Below are 16698 nucleotides of genomic sequence, written 5' to 3'. Positions count from 1 at the left end.
CGACTGCCGCCTCAAAGGCGACGGCGTCCACCACGCCATCCTCGGCATCGCCCGCCTGCACAACCTCACCCTCGCCGGATAACCCGGCCCCGAACCGCGGCCGACACACCCAAGATCACTTACGGGACAAGCCTTAGGAGCAGCCGGTGCCGGAACCGCGTCCGCAGGGGCCGGCAGCTGCGGCGAAGGCCCCACGCGATACATCGTCAAACCGAACGCCGCAGGAAATCGCATCTGGGTGAAGACAGCCAATTGCGTGGCCTACAGACCGGCTTCCCTCATCGGCCCGGGAGGAGCCGCGGTGGGGTGGCTCGATACGGGGACGAGCTGGTTCGTATGTCAACAGCCGATGGGTGAGAACCCTCGTGTCGGCACGGCTCGCAACTATTGGTGGCTCTGGACCCTGGGCGACACGGTCGTTCCGGGGACGAACGGGTATGGCTGGTTCCCGGCCACCTACATCACGGCCGGATACAACAATCTGCCGGTTCCCGGCGTTCGGAAGTGCAGCGACTTGTGACCCTGCTGTCCCCTCCCGATAGGCCGCCGCCCGTCGACGGCCTATCGTTCCATCCGTGGAGCGAGACGTGTGCGACTGCCGTTACCGTTTCGCTCTGCGGGAGCGCTCCCGTGTGACGCGTACGCCACGTCACGGGAGCTTTTGCCGTTTGCCCACATTGCCTCGGGAGCCGGCGGGCGAGTTCGGCGGTTACGCGGCCACCGCGATGATTGCCCCAACGGGAGTCGCGTGCTGATGGGATTGGGGGATGGGCGAGAGGTGGAAAGGCGACGGACCAAGGCGGGACGGGAGGCCACATTGGCCCTGCCCACGGTCGAGTTGCGTCGTCATGCCGTGATCGCCGGACGCCCGGACGAGGAGCGGGTCGCTGCTTCCGTGGGCCCCGACGGGAATGTCGTCGCCTTGTGGGCACTGCGTCGTGACCTTCCGATGCTCGTGTCCGCGACCACCTGGTCGGGTGGTGCGACGTTTCCGGACCCGCGTGCGGCACGGCCGGTGACCGTCCGCGTCTCCACGCACGCGCCCGACCCGACGGGATCCGTTGAGCTCGCCGGCCTCGAACTGGCCCATGTCACCGTCCAACCGTTGCCCGAGGGACGGATCCTGGTGGTGGGCGCCAGAGCCCGGTGGCATCCGGATGGGCCCGACCGCAACGCGATCGTCCACGACGGCGATGGGAGGGTCGTCGCCGAGACGACGCTCGGCGATGGGATCAGGCACGTCCTCGCCACGCCCGCCGGCGATCTCTGGGTGGCGTACTTCGACGAGGGAGTGTTCGGGAACTACGGGTGGGGTGCCCCCGACGGTCCCGAACCCGTCGGATGGCCCGGTCTGATCCGCTTCTCGTCCGAACTGCGAGCGCAGTGGCGCTTTCCGTCACACGGCACGGCCACGTCGTTCGAAGCGATCTCCGACTGCTACGCGCTCAACGTCGATGGGGAGACCGCATGGGCGTGCTACTACACGGACTTCCCGATCGTCCGCGTCCGTGACGGCATCGTGCGGTCGTGGCGCAACGATGTGCCCGGTGCCACCGCCCTGGCCGTCGGGGATTCTCGCGTGGCCCTGTTCGGTGGCTACGGAGCGGACCACGACCGATTGTCGGTCGGTGTGCTGGGTGACGACGCCCTGCACATCACGGGCCGATTCCGGATCGTGCTGCCGGACGGTCGACCCCTGCCGGCGAGGAGACGGACGGTCGGTCGCGGCCCCGATCTGCACGTCCTGACCGCCGACCACTGGTACCGGCTCGGCGTGGACGACATTCCTCGGGGATGATCGTCGAGCCGGACCTGAGCGCGCGCGGCATCCCGGTTCCCGGTGCGAAGGCGTGGCGCGCTCCTGGCCGACCGACTGGGGCCGTTGCCCCTACCGCGACGCCGATGACTCAGGCTTCATGAGGCCGAATCCGCGTGGGAAGCACATGGCGATGTCGTGCCGAACCCTCGGCGGCTTCGTGCGTGGCGTGGTGACCAGGACGGGCTTCGCAAGGGCGGGGTGCGGGCGATGTCGGCCGCCCTGAAGTCGGCTTCGTACGGGCCGACATCGCTCCACATGCTGTCGCTCGATGCGCCCCGGGTCGTGTTCCGGCGCCGCTCGCGCCCCGAGCCCCTCACGCTGCCGCGCCGCCGCGCGCTTCGCCCGACGGGACGCACATGCGCTGACACGCTGCGCCTTCCCGCCTTCCGCTTTCCCGTGCCCCCTTCGGGACGCCGGGTGACGGAACCTTTCGCTAGAGAGCGGGTGCTTCTTCGAGGCGAAACAGCTCCGGCACGGAGATCTTGATCGGTTCCTGCGTGGTTCGGGCGATCACGACGACCACCGGTTCGTTCGGGTCGGGGTTCTCCTCGCGGTGGGGGACGAACGGGGGTACATGGAGGAAGTCGCCCGGGCCCGCTTGGATGCACACCTCCTTGGTTCCGTCGTGGTAGAAGTACAGCGGGTGCCCGCTGACCACGTAGACCCCCGCCTCGGAATCGCCGTGGTGGTGGTTGTCCGTCGCGCTCGACGGCGGGTTCACGATCATGCCCATCCAGAGCTTCCTCGAGCCGACCGTGCCGCCGCTGATGACGGCGGCGGGGCCTTCCGCCTCGCCGGCTCGGATGTGGCGGACGCGGTCGCCTCGCGGTGTCTCGTGGTCGTCCCCATGTGCGGCTTCGACGTTCGTCAGGTCGGTCATGCCGGGCCTCCTGGTGGTCTGCAACGGCCGATGGCCATGCCCCAGGTTGCGACGGATCCCTTCGCGGCGGCAACAATCGTTGCTGTATCGGCAACGCGAGTCGAGTTGGTCGATTACCGCGCCCAAGGACCGATCAGCCGGCCGAAGCCACGAGTGCAACTTCGCTGTCGTGGCGTCGGATCGACGGCCGCGTTATGGCGCGCCCGACTCTGCGACGCTGCCCGAGCGCCGCCACACGCACGCGGTCACGCCGACGCGTGCTCGTCGTCACCCGACTCGACGCCGGGCGGGTCGGTGATCGTGTCGACCGGCGCCGCGGTGTGCGCGAGAGGATGCTCCGTCTCGTCGCGATGGAGACGGGCAGCGACGACGGCCAGGACGGCGAGAATCGGCGGCGCGGTGCCGGCGATCAGGAAGACCGTCTCGTTCCCCCACGCGGTCGAGGCGGGACCCACGAGCGCGACGGACAGCGGCGCGGCACTGAGGGAAACGAAGAAGTCCAGGCTGGATACCCGCCCGAGCATCGTCGCCGGCACTCGACGTTGGAGCAGTGTGCCCCAGATGACGCCCGCGCTGGAGGTGACGGTGCCACACACCAGGAGCGCGAGGATCATCACCCACAGTCGATCGGTGAGGCCGATCGCCACGAGCGGGATACAGCCGCCGCCCCACGCGAGAAGCATCATGGTCAGGTAGCGCCGGGGCAGACGCGTCGACGACATGGCCAACGCGCCGATGACGCTCCCGAGGCCGAAGAACGTGAGGGCCAGCGCGTAGTCCTGCGGGCCGCCCGCCGCGCGGTCGCGGATGACGAACGGGAGCAGGACGCGGATCGGGCCGGAGATGACCAGGACGAGTCCGACCGCGAAGCCGAGAGTGGCCACGAGCCACGGGGTGGTGAGCATGTACGCGAACCCGGCGCGGAGATCGCGAACCGCGGATCGCGCCGGTGCGGGTGGGTCCGACGGTGAGTCGGCGGGGCTGCGGTAGGAGGGCAGCAGGCGTACGCACACCGCCGCGACCAGGTGGGCCAGAGCTATCGTCGCGAAGGCGATGCCGGGTGAGAAGACGGCGATCAGGCCGCTCGCGGCGGCCGGCCCCGCCGCCTGCGTCGCGGTAGGGCGCAGCACGCCCTCGACACCATTGGCGGCCAGCAGGTCGCCGTCGGCGACCACCGACGGGACGAGAGCGGAGTAGGCGGGGTAGAAGAAGCCGTCCGCGATCCCGAGCACGGCGGCGACCACCGCCAGGTGCGGCACCGTGAGCGCTTCGAAGAGGCCCGCGAGCACGATGGACGCGACCGCAGCCGCCTTGGCCACCTGCGTGCAGGCGAGCACGTCGCGTCGTGACGCGCGGTCGGCGACCACCCCGCCGGGCAGCGCGGTGGCCACGAGCCCCACCCCGTTGGCGGTCGCGACCAGGGACATCGCCGACGGCCCCGCGCCGAGGGCGATGACCTGCCAGACGGATGCGACGAGCCACATCCCGCTGCCGATCAGGCTGAGCGTGAGCGCACCGGTCAACAGGCGGTACCGGCCGTTCCCGAACGGCCGCAGCGGTCCGGGCAGGCGCCTGGTCGTCGTCGACGCCGTCGCCGGTGTGGGTGCCATGGTGCCCTCCCAAAGGTGCGGAGCAATTCGCTCCGCGATTCTCACCATAAGTGCGGAGCGAATCGCTCCGCAAAGGTTAGGGTGGACACATGACGAGTTCGCGTTCGTGGCGCAGCGACGAGGTGGCCCGCAATGACCGGGCTTTGCTGAAGGCCGCTCGCGAGGTGATCGGCGAAGACGGCGCGCACGCCTCGGTGGCCTCCATCGCGGCTCGCGCCGGGGTCGGCGTCGGCACCCTGTACCGGCGCTACCGAACGAAACAGGAACTCTTTCAGCGGCTGTGCGAGATCGCGCTGGGCGAGTATCTGGCGGCCGCGCGGACCGCGCTCGACATGGACGACCCGTGGGACGGCATCCGGCACTACGCGAAGACGTCGATCCACTCCGGGCCGGGGTCGCTCGCGCCGATCGCGGGCACGATCGAGATGACCGACGAGATGAACTCCCTGGCCGAGGAATCCGACGGCGCGGTGGCCGTACTCGTCGAACGTGGCCGTCGCGCCGGGGTCCTGCGCGAGGGGGTGAGCGCGGCGGACCTCGAACTGCTCATCGAGCAACTGTCGACCTCTCCGCTCGTGGAGCACCTCAACCGCCAAGGGCGCACCGACTTGATGCCCGCCGCTCGACAGGCGCGAGAACGCATCGTCGACATCGCCCTGGACGGCCTGCGCGCGACCCCCGCAGGACCGGTGACCGGCCCCGAACCCGGATACGAACTGTTCACCGAACGGTGGAACCCGCACCCGCGAACGGGTCCCGCCGTCGCACCCGAGGAGGAGAGCCGATGAGAGCCGCAGCCCTGACGGAGTACGGCCCACCCGAGGTCCTGCGCAGCGTGGAGCTTCCGGACCCCCAGGCGGGCCCGGGCCAGGTACGCGTGCGTCTTCGGGTCGCGGGCGTGCAACCCTTCGACTGCGGGGTCCGCACGGGCGACTTCCCCCGCACGCTGACCGGAGACTTCCCGATCGTCCCGGGCAACGAGTTCACCGGGACGATCGACCGCATCGGGTCGGGTGTCACGGGATTCGCGGTCGGGGATGCGGTTCTGGGGTTCTGCACCCTGGGCGCCTACGCCGAGAGCCTGGTCGTCGCCGCGGATCAGATCGTGCGCAAACCCGGCGGCATGTCGTGGGAGATCGCCGGTTGCTTCTCCGGTTCCGCCCAGGGGGCTCGCAACGCCCTCGCCGAGATGCGGGTGACGAGCGGGGACGTGGTCCTGATCAACGGGGCCTCCGGGGGACTGGGAACCATGGCGGTGCAACTCGCCCGCGCCAAGGGCGCGGCCAAGGTCGTCGGCACCGCGAGCGAGGCGAACCACGACTACGTCAGCGCGCTCGGTGCCGTCCCGGTCGCCTACGGACCCGGCCTGGCGGACCGCCTGCGCGCGGTCGCCCCCGAGGGTTTCGACACGGCCCTGGGCTTCGAGCGGGACGGCCTGCGCGCCTCCCTGGACGTCGTCCACGACCGGACCCGAGTGGTGACGATGATCTACTCCGACGAGATCGCCGCGCTGGGCATCCACGACTGGACCGGCGTGCGCAGCGCCGAGGGCCTGTCCGAGATGCTCGCCCTCCACGAACGCGGCGATCTGACCGTGCACGTGCGCGCCCGCTACCCGCTGGCCGATGCCGCCGCCGCACACCGGGACGTCGGTTCCGGGCACGGTAGGGGAAAGGTCGTCATCTCCGTCACCTGAGAGACGGGGCGGTTTGCAAGCGGACAAGGAGCGCGCGATTCGACGGGTCGGGGAAGGGCGTTCGTCAGCCGTCGCTTTGGGTCCAACCGCCGTCCACGACCAGATTGGTTCCGGTCACCGCAGTGGCGGCCAACAGGTACGCCACCGCGTCGGCGATCTCCTCCGGTGCGACGAACCGTCCCAGGGGCACCTGCTCGCGCCAGCCGTCGATCCGATGGCGGTCTTCCGCGCTCGCGTCGGGGTCGTGGAAGATGCGGGTGTCGGTGAACCCGGGACTGACGGCGTTGACCCGTACGGCAGGCGCCAGTTCGCGGGCCATCGTCGCGGTGAGGTTGATCAGACCGGCCTTCGCCGCCGAATACGCGGCGATGCCGAGCCGACCGAACCGTTCGATTCCGCGGATGGAGGCGACGTTGACGATGGCACCGTCGCGACCCTCCAACCGGCGGACGAACTCCTGGGACGCCAGCGCACACCCGATCAGATTCGCCTGCAGCATCTCGTGCCAATGCGCGGACGACCATTCCCCGAACGGCACCGGCCGGGCCGATCCCGCGTTGTTCACCAGCGCGGTGATCGGCCCCCCGGACGCGGCCGCGGCCGCGGCGAACAACTCGGCGACACCGGCCTCGGTCGACACATCCGCCCGCACGAAGTCCGCCGAACCACCGGCGTCGACGATCTCCGCCACGGTCCGGAGCCCATCGGCAACACCGGAGCGCGCGTTCACCACCACATGGCACTCCCGCGCCAAACGCAACGCGACCGCCTTGCCGATCCCCGCCGACGACCCCGTCACGATCACTGTGCGCTTCACCGGCATCCCGTCTTCCTCCCGACACGGATCTCGCATCCAACCACGCCGGGTTTTCGTCGATGCCGCCGGCCTGAGGGCAGCCTCTCGACGCGAGGTGTCCATCGAGCTCCCCCCGCGGTCTCGTTGTAGGGGTTTGTGAGTCGGCTGCCGGGCGAAGAGGGATGCGAGACTCCGACGGCCGCCCGACGGGGCCGGCGTGTCGACGGCTTTGTCCAAGACGCGAATGCCTGCTCCCGCGGATGCTGACGCGTGGACGGGGGCGTGCGATCGGCGCTTCGGCGGTCATGTGGTGCCGTGGCGGCCATCGTGTGATCCGGAACCTCGATCGTGGTTTCCCTCTCGAACGGAAGGCCGATGTATCCACCCGACCCACCCGCCTTCACGGCCCAGTCGGGCGCCGCGAGCGTTGACGGTGCGACGACGACACGGGGACCGGAAAGCTCTCCCGACCAGGGCACGGCCGCCCGAGCCGACCTGCTGACCCGCTGGCTCCGCGAGGACACCCCGCCCGGGAAGGTCGCCCCCGCGCTGTACGCCGACCGCCGCCACGACTTCCTCGATCGAGTCCCGAACCTGGCGACGGCGTACGCCAACGGTCACTTCCCGCACATCGATGCCGCATCGGGCATGTCCCGGGACGCCGTTGCCTGCCGTTCGATCGGCAAGACCGCCCTGCGCGACGCACTCGTGACCGCGATCGAACGCCCACTGCGCGAGCAAGGCGGCGAACTCAGCCCACGTGCGGTCCTACTGCTCCGGGAACTCCTCTTCGACCTGACCGATGAGCTGTTGGGCGCCGTCGTCGTCGAAGTCCTGGACCCGCACAGCGGGCGCACCACGCCCGATGAACTCCACCTGATCGTCTGCGACTACCGGGGCACGATACGCGTCAGCGTGCTGCCCCACACAGCGGGCTGTCGTCACCGCGTCGGGCCGACGCCCGACTCCCGATTCACCGTCGACGGGTGCGGATGTCCGGACGGCCGCGTCCCCGACGACAACGAACCGGACCACGCCGGCCTCTTGCCGCGACCCGCCCGCGCCGCGGAGATCCTTCGTGACGGTCTCCCGCTGAGCCTCAGGAGCGAATTCGCCTTCGACGTCCGGATCGCCACACACGGACTGCGGCACGTCGACGCGGAAGCCGTCCGCTTCTGGCTGCCCCCCTCGGCATGGGAGATCGAGCGGGCAGAGCCCGACGCCCAGGTGCCGGATACCCGCGAATGGCTGATCGGCCTCGACACCTACCGAGATGCCTTCCTGGATTCGTGCGGCAGTTGGGACTACGAGCACGATCTCGACGAGGACGGTCCGGCCCTCGGCAGGAAGGACCGGATCGAGCTTGCCGCCGCACTGTGGTCCGAGCTGGTCGACGCGCCGCTGCGCCGCGTCGCGAAGGGAGATCCGAGCGCCGTCGCCGACGCGCTCCGAGTGATCGGCCAATGGGGCTCCGGGAAGGCCGACGGGGCCGACGCGTACGCGAGGGTCATGGTCTTCGGGCCGCGCGAGACCCTGCTCCTCGAGATCGACCCGTGGAACTGAGCGCGTCACCTTCGCCGGTGGTGCCGAGAGTGTCAGGACACAGGGCTCCGATCCCGGAACCGGGCCTCGCGGAACTCGGCTGGTTGCCGGGCCATGGAGGTGTCCGTGGTGGAGGCTACGGTCACGGCCATGCCGAGATCGCCGACCTTGGCGACCTACTGAGCCGACCGGGGTGCGGGGACCGCAACGCATGGGCATGGGCACCCGACGGGGATCGCGCGGCAGTCTTGACCGATGCGGGCACTGTCGAGGTGTGGTCGTTCGCCGAACCCGCCCACGCACCACGGTTGCGGACCCCTCCCCATCGACGGCATCCGCGCGGTGCGTGGAGCTACGGAAAGATCCGACCGGGGTCCCGGCCGCCGGCCGGGGCGCCGAGGAGGGTGGGCAGGAGGTGTTCGGCGGCGCCGAGCGCGGTGTGGTGGAAGTCGGGATGCGGTTGGATCCAGTCCTCGGCGTTGACCAGGACGCAACGGGCTCCGGCGGATCGTGCCGTGGACACGAGGTCGCGAACCGGCCACACGTTCCCGGAGGTGCCGACGTACAGACACAGATCCGCAGTCCGCAGTCGCGCGTCGAGTGCTCGCATCGCGCTGCCGGAGAGGCGTTCCCCGAAGAGAACGATGTCCGGTCTGGTGTTCCTGCCGCACTGCGGGCATCGAGGGACCTCGTGCGGCTCCGGGACGCGCCGGTCGGGAAAGGCCGGTCCGCAGCCCTTCCGCATGCAGCGGGACTGCGTGATCCTGCCGTGCAGCTCGACGACTTCCCGATTCCCGGCCGCTGTGTGCAGTCCGTCGACGTTCTGGGTCGCGATCGTCAACCAGCCCCCGGCCTCTCGGCACGCGGCCTCCGTGGCTGCCAGCGCTAGGTGCGCGGCGTTGGGCAGGGCCGCCGTGGCCCGCGCCCGCAGCGCGCCCCAGAACTGCCACAACTCCGCCAGGTGCATCCCGTAGCGGGAAGCGTGCGAGATGCGTTCGAGGCGCTCATCGGACCAGTGGGACTCGGTGTCCCGGTAGGTGGGGATGCCGGACGGCGCGGAGATCCCGGCTCCGGTGACGACCACGACGCGCCGATACTTCCGCAGGTCGAGCGATTCGGGGGCGGTCATCGTCGGGACCTCACTCTCCTATGGGGACGCAGCGAGCCTCGAAGCATCGACCCGACTCCTTGGGGTGTCGATCTCGATCGAGACTTCATCCACACGTCGGTCTCGGCGGCCCAGGCCGCAATCCCGGAGATTCGGCGACACAACCGACGGCACGGCTACGTCGAGAACGCGGGTGACAGCAGATGTGACCCGAGACGGGTTGCCTCACGAGCACACGACGAAGTGTTCCGGATTCCGACGTGTATCGCCTCCGGATTGCGTCGAGCGCCCTTGGCCGACGGGCCGGGTTGGGAGTCCTCGGAAGCTTCCCACGGCCACCGGACCCGGAGCCTGGGGCCGGCCCGACGGCGTCGGCCCGCCCCGGCGCACAGGGCGCCCGGGCGGGCCGGTCGTTTCCTCGTCGCGTTCGATGTCGCGTTCGATCAGTCCCGTACGGACAACACGATCTTGCCGGTGGTCCGGCCGAGTTCGCCGATCTCGTGGGCCTTCGCCGCGTCCTCCAGCGGCAGGACGGCCGACACCTCGACCCGCAGACGACCGCTCTCGACCAGCTCGGTGATCTCGCGCAGTGCCGCGAGGTCGGGCTCCACGAGCACGAACACCGCGCGCACCCCGGCCGCCTGGGCCTGCTCGTATGGGAAGTCCGCCGCGGGCGGCAGGATCGACACCAGCGTGCCACCCTCGCGCAGCGTCCGCAGCGAGCGGAGCGGATAGTCGCCGCCCACCGTGTCCAGCACCACGTCCACATCGCGCACGACCTCGGCGAAGTCGACGCTCGTGTAGTCCACCGTCTCGGCGACGCCGAGCCCGCGCAGGAACTCGTGCTTGCCCGCGCTCGCGGTGCCGATCACGTACGCGCCGCGCGCCAGGGCGATCTGCGCCGCGAGGTGGCCGACCCCGCCCGCCGCGCCGTGCACCAGGACCCGCTGCGAGGAGGAGACGTTGGCCGTGTCCACCAGCGCCTGCCACGCGGTCAACGCGGCGAGCGGAAGCGCGGCGGCCTGCGTGTGGTCGAGCCCGTTCGGGCGGCGCGCGAAGTGCCGCGACGGCGCGGTGACGTACTCCGCGTACGCGCCCGCCGGATGCGGGAATCGAGCCATGCCGTACACGTCGTCGCCGGGCGCGAGCGAGGTCACGCCCAAGCCCACGGCCTCGACGACCCCGGCGACGTCGTAGCCGACCGTGTACGGCGGTTCCTGGTGTACGAACCCGCCGCTGGTGCGCGTCTTCCAGTCGATCGGGTTGACGCCCGCCGCGTGCACGCGCACCAGTACCTCGGTCGGTCCCGGTTCGGGGCGCTCGACCTCGACCAGCCGAAGGACCTCGGGGCCGCCGGTGACGTCGTGCCGGATCGCGCGCATCCGCTCCGGGGTGGTCTCGCTCATGTTCATCCTCTTCGCATCCGACGAAAAGACCCGCCCCTCGACGTCACGGGACGGCCGAGCGTGTTCGATCTTCCACGAGGTTGTGTGAGACGCCGATCCCGACCGGGCCGTCCGGCGCAGCGCCGTGTCCCACCCCGTGGCGAATACGCCCATGAGGAGCGGCTGTTCGTGGACGAGGGCGTGCCGTCCGAGAAGCCTCGGACGCAATGAACGATCGGCCCTCGCGGTCGTGCGCTCATAGGAAATCCACGCCACCCTGTGGTGTGGCTGCACGATCCCGAATCCGCGCCGGACGAGGCCCGGCATGGGTCCATCACGAGTCATCGTGTCCGCGTTCCGGACTTGTTCGATCGGAGAGACATCCACGGACCCCCACGATGCGACCGGGGAGGCGTCAGGTCGGGCTTGGTGGGAGAGCGCACGACTCGTTCGGGACACCCCGGTCCGGCGATGTGCTCACGTGTCCGCGGCGTCGACCACGGTGAGGATTCCCTCGGCCACGTGGTGGTCGATCGACTTCGGCGTGAGGTACGCGTCCCCGCCTCCGGGGAATTGCCGGTGGGGCACCACTCGTCCCGCCAGTACGCGTAGCTCGTTGTTGACGACGAAGTGTGCGGAGACCTGTGGGCTTTCGGGCAGCGCCGTCGCCTCGAACGCGGTGCCCCCGGCGAACGTCAGGTTTCCCTCGCGGCCGCCGTACCGCACGATGCGGCGCCCGGGCATCAGCACGGCCACGCGCTTGTCCCGCAACAGAGTGAGCGGCGGCTCGCCCGGCAACGGCTGAATCGGCCAGGCGTCGAGAGCGGTGCTCGTGGTGGAGTCGGGCATCCCCATGCGGATCCGGACCGGGGTGATCGTCAGTTCACCCAGCAGGTGGGCGCCGGCCCCCCACACGTCCGAGAAGAGATGCCCGCGTCGCCGCAGTCCTCGCTCGTATTCGACGACCTGCCATGCGTCGTCGATGCGTTCCAGGCACCATCCATCCGGGATGCGGCCGTCGACCTGGTAGGCGCGGGGATTGACGCCGGCCTCCGAGATTGTCGAGCGGATGTGGTCCAAGGCCCGTTTCTCGTCCGAGGACGACGAGGTGTGGTCTTTGTGATCCGGTGGGGATTCCGTCGTGGATTCCGTGGGTTGGGCGAGGTCCGGGGCGATTGCGCGCATCCAGTCGGGAATGTTCTCCGGTTCCCTTGGGAACCGCCGCAATTCGCTCAGCACCGCGGCACGTGGAGGTTTCTCCTGCCATCCGACGGGTTCCATGGAGTACACCGTCTGCGTTCGAAGGGGATACGTGACGAACAGCAGGAGGCCGCTCCAGGTGCCCGTGCCCTTCTTGTACATTCCCGAGCGCAGCCGATCGAACATCGCCGCGACCTCGGATGGAGGCGACCAGGGGCGCGACTCGAGTTCGAGGTCGTGCACGAACCCGTAGAGCTCGACGTGGTCACCGGCCGCTCGGTAATAGACCCTGATCTGTAGCCAATCGCTCGGGACACGCGATGCGAGGAAACCGGCGATCTTGTGACCGAAATCCCGTTGTTGTATCAAGTCGAGCCCATCCGTGGCCGGTTCGGTCGCCTCGAGGCCGATCCTGTCGCGCAACCAGTTCGGGATCTTTTCGGGTGGTCGGGGAAACCGTTGCAGATCCTCGGCGAGTTCCTCCGCACTCGGCGGCGGCATCCACGTCGGTTCGAAGTCGTAGTTGTACCAGACGTTGAACTCGGTGGGCGCGTTCATCATGAAGCGAGCGGAGAACCAGGTGCCCTGCTCGGCTCGGTGCATCAGGTGGCGCAGCTCGACCAAGGCGTCCAACGCGTCCTGGGGCGACTTCTGCGAACGCGTCGATTGATCGTCCGTGATCACGCTCAGGCCGTGTTCGCGAATCTCTCCGAGTATCGAGACGCCCAGGTCCATTCGAAGCCAGCCCTGCGGTGCCGCGTCCAGCAGGGCGTTCCCGATTCGCTGAATCAGTGCCTCATAGCGCGTGTTGTCGTCCACGACGGACATGTTCGCAACTCTCGCATCGGTTCTGCGGCGATGCCGAGACGAATGGAGCCGACAACGCCGCCGCGTCGCCGGCGACGACAGCAACGAACATGCTCATGGCGATCGACGGACGGCGAATAGGAAAAACGCGCCGAACGAGAATGGCACCCCCTCCGGCAGCGGTCCACTTTCGGCCTTCGCCGTTTCCGCAAGTGCGGGGATCCGCGTCCTCTCGGGGACGTGGTGCGAAGCGTGTGCCGAGTAGAATGCGATGACCGGAGATGTGGGTCGCAAGTGCTAGCTTCGCCGCGTGAATTCCGAAGGTTTCGCACACACCGTTCCCACAAGTTCCCAGTCGGATGGTCAACCGTCTCGCGCGGATGAGCTCTTGGCCGATCCCCACTTTCTTGTGCACGCGGATCCCGCCCGGGTACTCGCGTTGTCACAACAGGTCGAGGGGGAGGTTGCGCGACTGTCCGCCGCTGTTTATCGAACGTCGTCAAGGTGGCATCGCTCGGCTGACCCTTCAGCGCGCCGTGCGGTCCTGGCCGTGGACGCGGCTCGCTGGGGGGCGGGCGAGTTGAGCGATCGACTCGCCGAAGTCCCGGACGAGAAAGGCCAATCTGCGCCCTTTCGAGTCTCCTGGGCCACAGGTGCCCGACTGGACGGTGCGGCGCTGTGGAGTGCCGAGATGGACCCCGATGACACGGGTCGCCCCCGGTCGGTCCGTGCGCTGACTGCGGGCGTGGTGGACGGGCGTGCGGTCGCGACTGCCGTTTCGTTCAACCAGATCGCGCATACCCGGGATGTGTTGACCGGCGAGTTGCTCGACCGCTTCGTCATCCCAAAGGGCTGCGATGATCTGGAGCATGTGGAGGTGGATGGTCGATCGTCGCTCGTGGTCGACGGGATCGGCGTCGTCGACGGCCTTTTCCAGCGAACTGTATGGCGCATGGACCTGGTGACCGGAGTGCCCATTGACACTCCGCCGGGCCGCCACCAACCGGCGGGGGCAGGACTGGCGACAGCGGTCCTGAACGGACGTGCGATCGCGATATCCGGGAGCCCCGATGGCAAGTTGCAGGCGTGGGACTTGCTTGGCCAACAGCCGCTCGGGCCGACGTTCGACAAGCACACCGACCACGTCAACAACGTGGCGACCGCCATGCTGGACGGCCGCCTCGTGGCGGTTACGGGGGACCTCGGTCGCGTTGTCCGAGTGTGGGATCCCGTGGAGGGCCGGGAGATGCGCGAACCATTGCAGCTCGCGGCCCGCCACCTCCACCACCTGACCACGTTCACGCTCGACGGCCGCCCCTCGGTGATCACCGACGGCACCGACGAGGGACTCGAAATCCACGATCTGGACAGCCGTCAACTTGTTCGGCAACTACTGCCGGGGACCACCCTCGCGTACGGGCGCCACGCCGTGGCTGTTACCGAACTGGCGGGGCGCCCCATCGTGGTCGTCGGGGGATGGCACGGATGCGTCTACGTTCTGGACCCGGTCACCGGGGACCCGCTGTGTGATCCGCTCCTGACCGGCACCACCATGCCGGGCTTGGTGGCGGTGGTCGATGCCGGCACCGGTCCCGTCGTGGTCGTCGCCGGCCACAACTCGGCCACGGTGCGGGCATGGGATCTGGCGGCCGCGTGTGGGGGCAGGGAGGCCGTGGGCCCTCGTGTACTCCCCGGCACGCTCACGGCTGTGAGCGTCGACGAGTCGAAGGGGGGAAGCAGCGTCGTCACCGGGCACGCGGACAAGGGCCGTTTGTCCTATAGCGGGCACGGCACCGGTTACGTATGCGTCACTGACCTCGCCGACGGCACCCCGGTGCGATCGCCCGTGGAAGTCCGGGGCGAAGGAGCGATGCGACTCGGCTTGACCCACATCGACGGGGAGGCGGTTGCCGTCGTCAACGCCGAGGATACGCCGAGGCTCCTGCGGCTGTCGGACGTCACACCGATCGCGACCTCCTTCACCACCATCTCCCTCCACAGAAGCCACGAGGGACCGATCTCCGCCGTAGCTACGAGCTACTTGCACGACCGGCCGATCGCGGTCACCGGCGGACGCTTCAACGGGGGCCGCGTCTGGTACCTCGATGACGGCGAGCTGTGCGGCGCGACCAAGGGGCGCGGCGATTTCGACACATGTGTCACGGCGATGGCGATCGGAGTCCTCCGTGGGCGCCCCGTGGCCGTCACCGCCGGACCACGCCTGGCGGATCGTCTGCACGTGTGGTGGGCATCCAGCGGACGGCCGGTGTGTCGGCCGGAGACCGGTCACAGCGGGGACGTGAACGCCATCGCGCTCGTCGACCTCGACGACATCGCCGTCGCGGTGACCGCGGGTGACGACTGCCTGGTCTGTGTCTGGTCCCTGGCGACGGGTAAGCCCGTGCGCGCCGCTCTGGCCGGGCACACGGCGCCCGTTCGCGCCGCCGCGACCTTGCGCGGGGTGGGGCGTGCGGTCGTCGCCACCGGTGGTGACGACCGGACGGTGCGGCTTTGGGATCTCGACCGCGAACGTCAACTCGGCCGCTTCGATCTGCCCGAAGCAGTGACGACCCTCGCGTCCACCTCCGACGGCCGCCTCGTCGTCGGATTCGGCCAGGACCTGGCCGTCTTCACCCCGAGGATCGATGGGGAGCACTGACCCCGTGCGGATTCGCGTCCGGTCGTGGTCGGAACTACCTGTCACGAACGGATCGTTGCCATTCGGCAGCCATTCGCGCGGCCTGTTCTGCACACGGTCGTAGGGTTGCCGTGTATACCGCACATCGGGAAGCACCGAGGCGGTCACGCTCCGAGGAGAACGAGTCTCAGAACGAGAGGGTTTCACGACATGCGTGCGGTTCGCATCGATGGGTTCGGCGGTTTCGACAGGTTGCGCGTCGAGGATGTGCCCGAGCCTCAGCGCGGGACCGGAGAAGTCCTCGTCCGCACGATCGCGAGCGCCATCAACCCTGTCGACGACAAGACTCGTCTCGGTGGGATCGCGGGAGCTATGCCCGCGCCACCCATGGTGCTCGGCTGGGATGTCGCGGGTGTCGTGCTGGATCCTGGTGCGGCTACGGACGATCTGCGGGTCGGGGACCGAGTGTTCGCGATGGTGCCGCAATTGGCGACCGGGCGCGGTACGTGGGCCGACCTGATCGCGGTCCCGGCCCACCAGGTGGCACGGGCGCCCGAACTCACGAGCCTGATCGAGGCGGCTACCCTGCCGCTGCCCGGGCTGACCGCGTGGCAAGCCTTGGCGGGGCTCGAACTGCGCTCCGGAGAAAAGCTGTTGGTTGCGGGAGGGACCGGCGCCGTCGGTGGTATCGCGGTTCAGCTCGCGCGCCACTTCAAGCTCGACGTGGACGCGCTCGTCTCCCGGCCCGCTCAGGTCGCCGCCGCCCGGGAACTGGGGGCCGACCGAGCCTTCGACGACCCGGCCCTGCTCGAACCGGGCACATACGACGCGGTCTTCGATACCTTCGGAGCCCCGGTGGTCGACGCGATCGCCGACGGCGGGCGCTACACGTCGGTGGCCACCGAGGCGGGCCCTGTCCCGGACCTGTCCCACCGCGGCATCCGCACCACGCTGCACCAGGTCTCCCCCGACGGCGCTGCGCTCGCCGAGATCGCCCGCTTGGTCGACGCGGGCGCCGTGCACGCACGCGTGCACGCGGCCTTTCCACTCCACCGCGTCCGCGAAGCCCACGAACACTTCGTCCGACGCGGACTCACCGGCAAGATCGCGCTGACCTTCTGACCCACCTGCCCTCGCACAGGTCGCGAAGACCTCCCCGGCATCGGGCGTGTCGGGATCTCGCGGATGACGCAGGTCCTTCCCCGCCCTGCTGCCGG

12 protein-coding genes and 1 pseudogene are annotated in these 16698 nt (G+C 69.3%); 7 read left to right on the top strand and 6 right to left on the bottom strand.

Annotated features, from left to right (window positions below; translation table 11 throughout):
• Both ACWCPW_RS33100 and ACWCPW_RS33095 read left to right on the top strand, forming a co-directional pair.
• A pseudogene (locus tag ACWCPW_RS33100) lies at window positions 1-82 on the top strand (IS5/IS1182 family transposase); the annotation flags it as partial.
• A 696-nt stretch (window positions 83-778) separates the two neighbouring features.
• On the top strand, window positions 779-1798 hold the full coding sequence (locus tag ACWCPW_RS33095) for a hypothetical protein (protein WP_449765245.1): 1020 nt from the start codon (window positions 779-781) through the stop codon (window positions 1796-1798).
• 454 nt (window positions 1799-2252) lie between these two features.
• Here the strand turns inward: ACWCPW_RS33095 and ACWCPW_RS33090 are convergent, their stop codons facing one another.
• Together ACWCPW_RS33090 and ACWCPW_RS33085 are read right to left on the bottom strand one after the other, a co-directional pair.
• Window positions 2253-2699 carry a cupin domain-containing protein gene (locus ACWCPW_RS33090; protein WP_449765244.1) on the bottom strand — a complete coding sequence of 149 codons (447 nt, stop codon included), beginning with the start codon at window positions 2697-2699 and terminating at the stop codon, window positions 2253-2255.
• A gap of 245 nt (window positions 2700-2944) precedes the next feature.
• Window positions 2945-4309 (bottom strand): MFS transporter, encoded by a 1365-nt coding sequence (locus tag ACWCPW_RS33085; RefSeq protein ID WP_449765243.1) that lies wholly within the window; start codon window positions 4307-4309, stop codon window positions 2945-2947.
• Window positions 4310-4398: 89 nt separating this feature from the next.
• Here ACWCPW_RS33085 and ACWCPW_RS33080 point away from each other — a divergent pair, with 89 nt between their 5' ends.
• On the top strand, window positions 4399-5097 hold the full coding sequence (locus ACWCPW_RS33080; protein ID WP_449765242.1) for a TetR/AcrR family transcriptional regulator: 699 nt from the start codon (window positions 4399-4401) through the stop codon (window positions 5095-5097).
• Window positions 5094-6005, top strand: coding sequence for an NADP-dependent oxidoreductase (locus ACWCPW_RS33075; RefSeq protein ID WP_449765241.1), 912 nt, complete (start codon window positions 5094-5096; stop codon window positions 6003-6005). The genes ACWCPW_RS33080 and ACWCPW_RS33075 overlap by 4 nt, the downstream gene beginning before the upstream one ends.
• A gap of 64 nt (window positions 6006-6069) precedes the next feature.
• Here the strand turns inward: ACWCPW_RS33075 and ACWCPW_RS33070 are convergent, their stop codons facing one another.
• On the bottom strand, window positions 6070-6822 hold the full coding sequence (locus tag ACWCPW_RS33070; RefSeq protein ID WP_449765240.1) for an SDR family NAD(P)-dependent oxidoreductase: 753 nt from the start codon (window positions 6820-6822) through the stop codon (window positions 6070-6072).
• Window positions 6823-7176: 354 nt separating this feature from the next.
• Here ACWCPW_RS33070 and ACWCPW_RS33065 point away from each other — a divergent pair, with 354 nt between their 5' ends.
• Entirely contained in the window at window positions 7177-8364 is a 1188-nt protein-coding gene (locus ACWCPW_RS33065) for a hypothetical protein (protein ID WP_449765239.1), read from the top strand.
• A gap of 331 nt (window positions 8365-8695) precedes the next feature.
• Here ACWCPW_RS33065 and ACWCPW_RS33060 read toward each other — a convergent pair whose 3' ends face one another.
• From ACWCPW_RS33060 to ACWCPW_RS33050, 3 genes are all read right to left on the bottom strand, one after another.
• A complete protein-coding gene (locus ACWCPW_RS33060; RefSeq protein WP_449765238.1) occupies window positions 8696-9472 on the bottom strand; it encodes an SIR2 family NAD-dependent protein deacylase in 777 nt (258 codons plus the stop codon).
• Window positions 9473-9894: 422 nt separating this feature from the next.
• Window positions 9895-10863 carry an NADP-dependent oxidoreductase gene (locus ACWCPW_RS33055; RefSeq protein WP_449765237.1) on the bottom strand — a complete coding sequence of 323 codons (969 nt, stop codon included), beginning with the start codon at window positions 10861-10863 and terminating at the stop codon, window positions 9895-9897.
• A gap of 450 nt (window positions 10864-11313) precedes the next feature.
• Window positions 11314-12864, bottom strand: coding sequence for a glycohydrolase toxin TNT-related protein (locus ACWCPW_RS33050; RefSeq protein WP_449765236.1), 1551 nt, complete (start codon window positions 12862-12864; stop codon window positions 11314-11316).
• A gap of 670 nt (window positions 12865-13534) precedes the next feature.
• Between ACWCPW_RS33050 and ACWCPW_RS33045 the strand changes: the two genes are divergently transcribed.
• Window positions 13535-15502: a WD40 repeat domain-containing protein gene (locus ACWCPW_RS33045; RefSeq protein WP_449765235.1), complete on the top strand. Its 1968-nt coding sequence runs from the start codon at window positions 13535-13537 to the stop codon at window positions 15500-15502.
• 189 nt (window positions 15503-15691) lie between these two features.
• A complete protein-coding gene (locus tag ACWCPW_RS33040; protein ID WP_449765234.1) occupies window positions 15692-16603 on the top strand; it encodes an NADP-dependent oxidoreductase in 912 nt (303 codons plus the stop codon).
• The last annotated feature ends 95 nt before the right edge of the window (window positions 16604-16698 follow it).

Source organism: Embleya sp. NPDC001921 (genome assembly GCF_053594475.1).
The sequence above is the reverse complement of the archived record's forward strand: the minus strand, read 5'-3'. Positions and strand labels throughout refer to the sequence as shown.

Bases quoted from the DNA above. Each gene is read 5' to 3' on its own strand.
- ACWCPW_RS33050 (WP_449765236.1), bottom strand. From the start codon at position 12,864: ATGTCCGTCGTGGACGACAACACGCGCTATGAGGCACTGATTCAGCGA.
- ACWCPW_RS33075 (WP_449765241.1), top strand. From the start codon at position 5,094: ATGAGAGCCGCAGCCCTGACGGAGTACGGCCCACCCGAGGTCCTGCGC.
- ACWCPW_RS33045 (WP_449765235.1), top strand. From the start codon at position 13,535: ATGGACCCCGATGACACGGGTCGCCCCCGGTCGGTCCGTGCGCTGACT.
- ACWCPW_RS33060 (WP_449765238.1), bottom strand. From the start codon at position 9,472: ATGACCGCCCCCGAATCGCTCGACCTGCGGAAGTATCGGCGCGTCGTG.
- ACWCPW_RS33090 (WP_449765244.1), bottom strand. From the start codon at position 2,699: ATGACCGACCTGACGAACGTCGAAGCCGCACATGGGGACGACCACGAG.
- ACWCPW_RS33055 (WP_449765237.1), bottom strand. From the start codon at position 10,863: ATGAACATGAGCGAGACCACCCCGGAGCGGATGCGCGCGATCCGGCAC.
- ACWCPW_RS33080 (WP_449765242.1), top strand. From the start codon at position 4,399: ATGACGAGTTCGCGTTCGTGGCGCAGCGACGAGGTGGCCCGCAATGAC.
- ACWCPW_RS33040 (WP_449765234.1), top strand. From the start codon at position 15,692: ATGCGTGCGGTTCGCATCGATGGGTTCGGCGGTTTCGACAGGTTGCGC.
- ACWCPW_RS33065 (WP_449765239.1), top strand. From the start codon at position 7,177: ATGTATCCACCCGACCCACCCGCCTTCACGGCCCAGTCGGGCGCCGCG.
- ACWCPW_RS33085 (WP_449765243.1), bottom strand. From the start codon at position 4,309: ATGGCACCCACACCGGCGACGGCGTCGACGACGACCAGGCGCCTGCCC.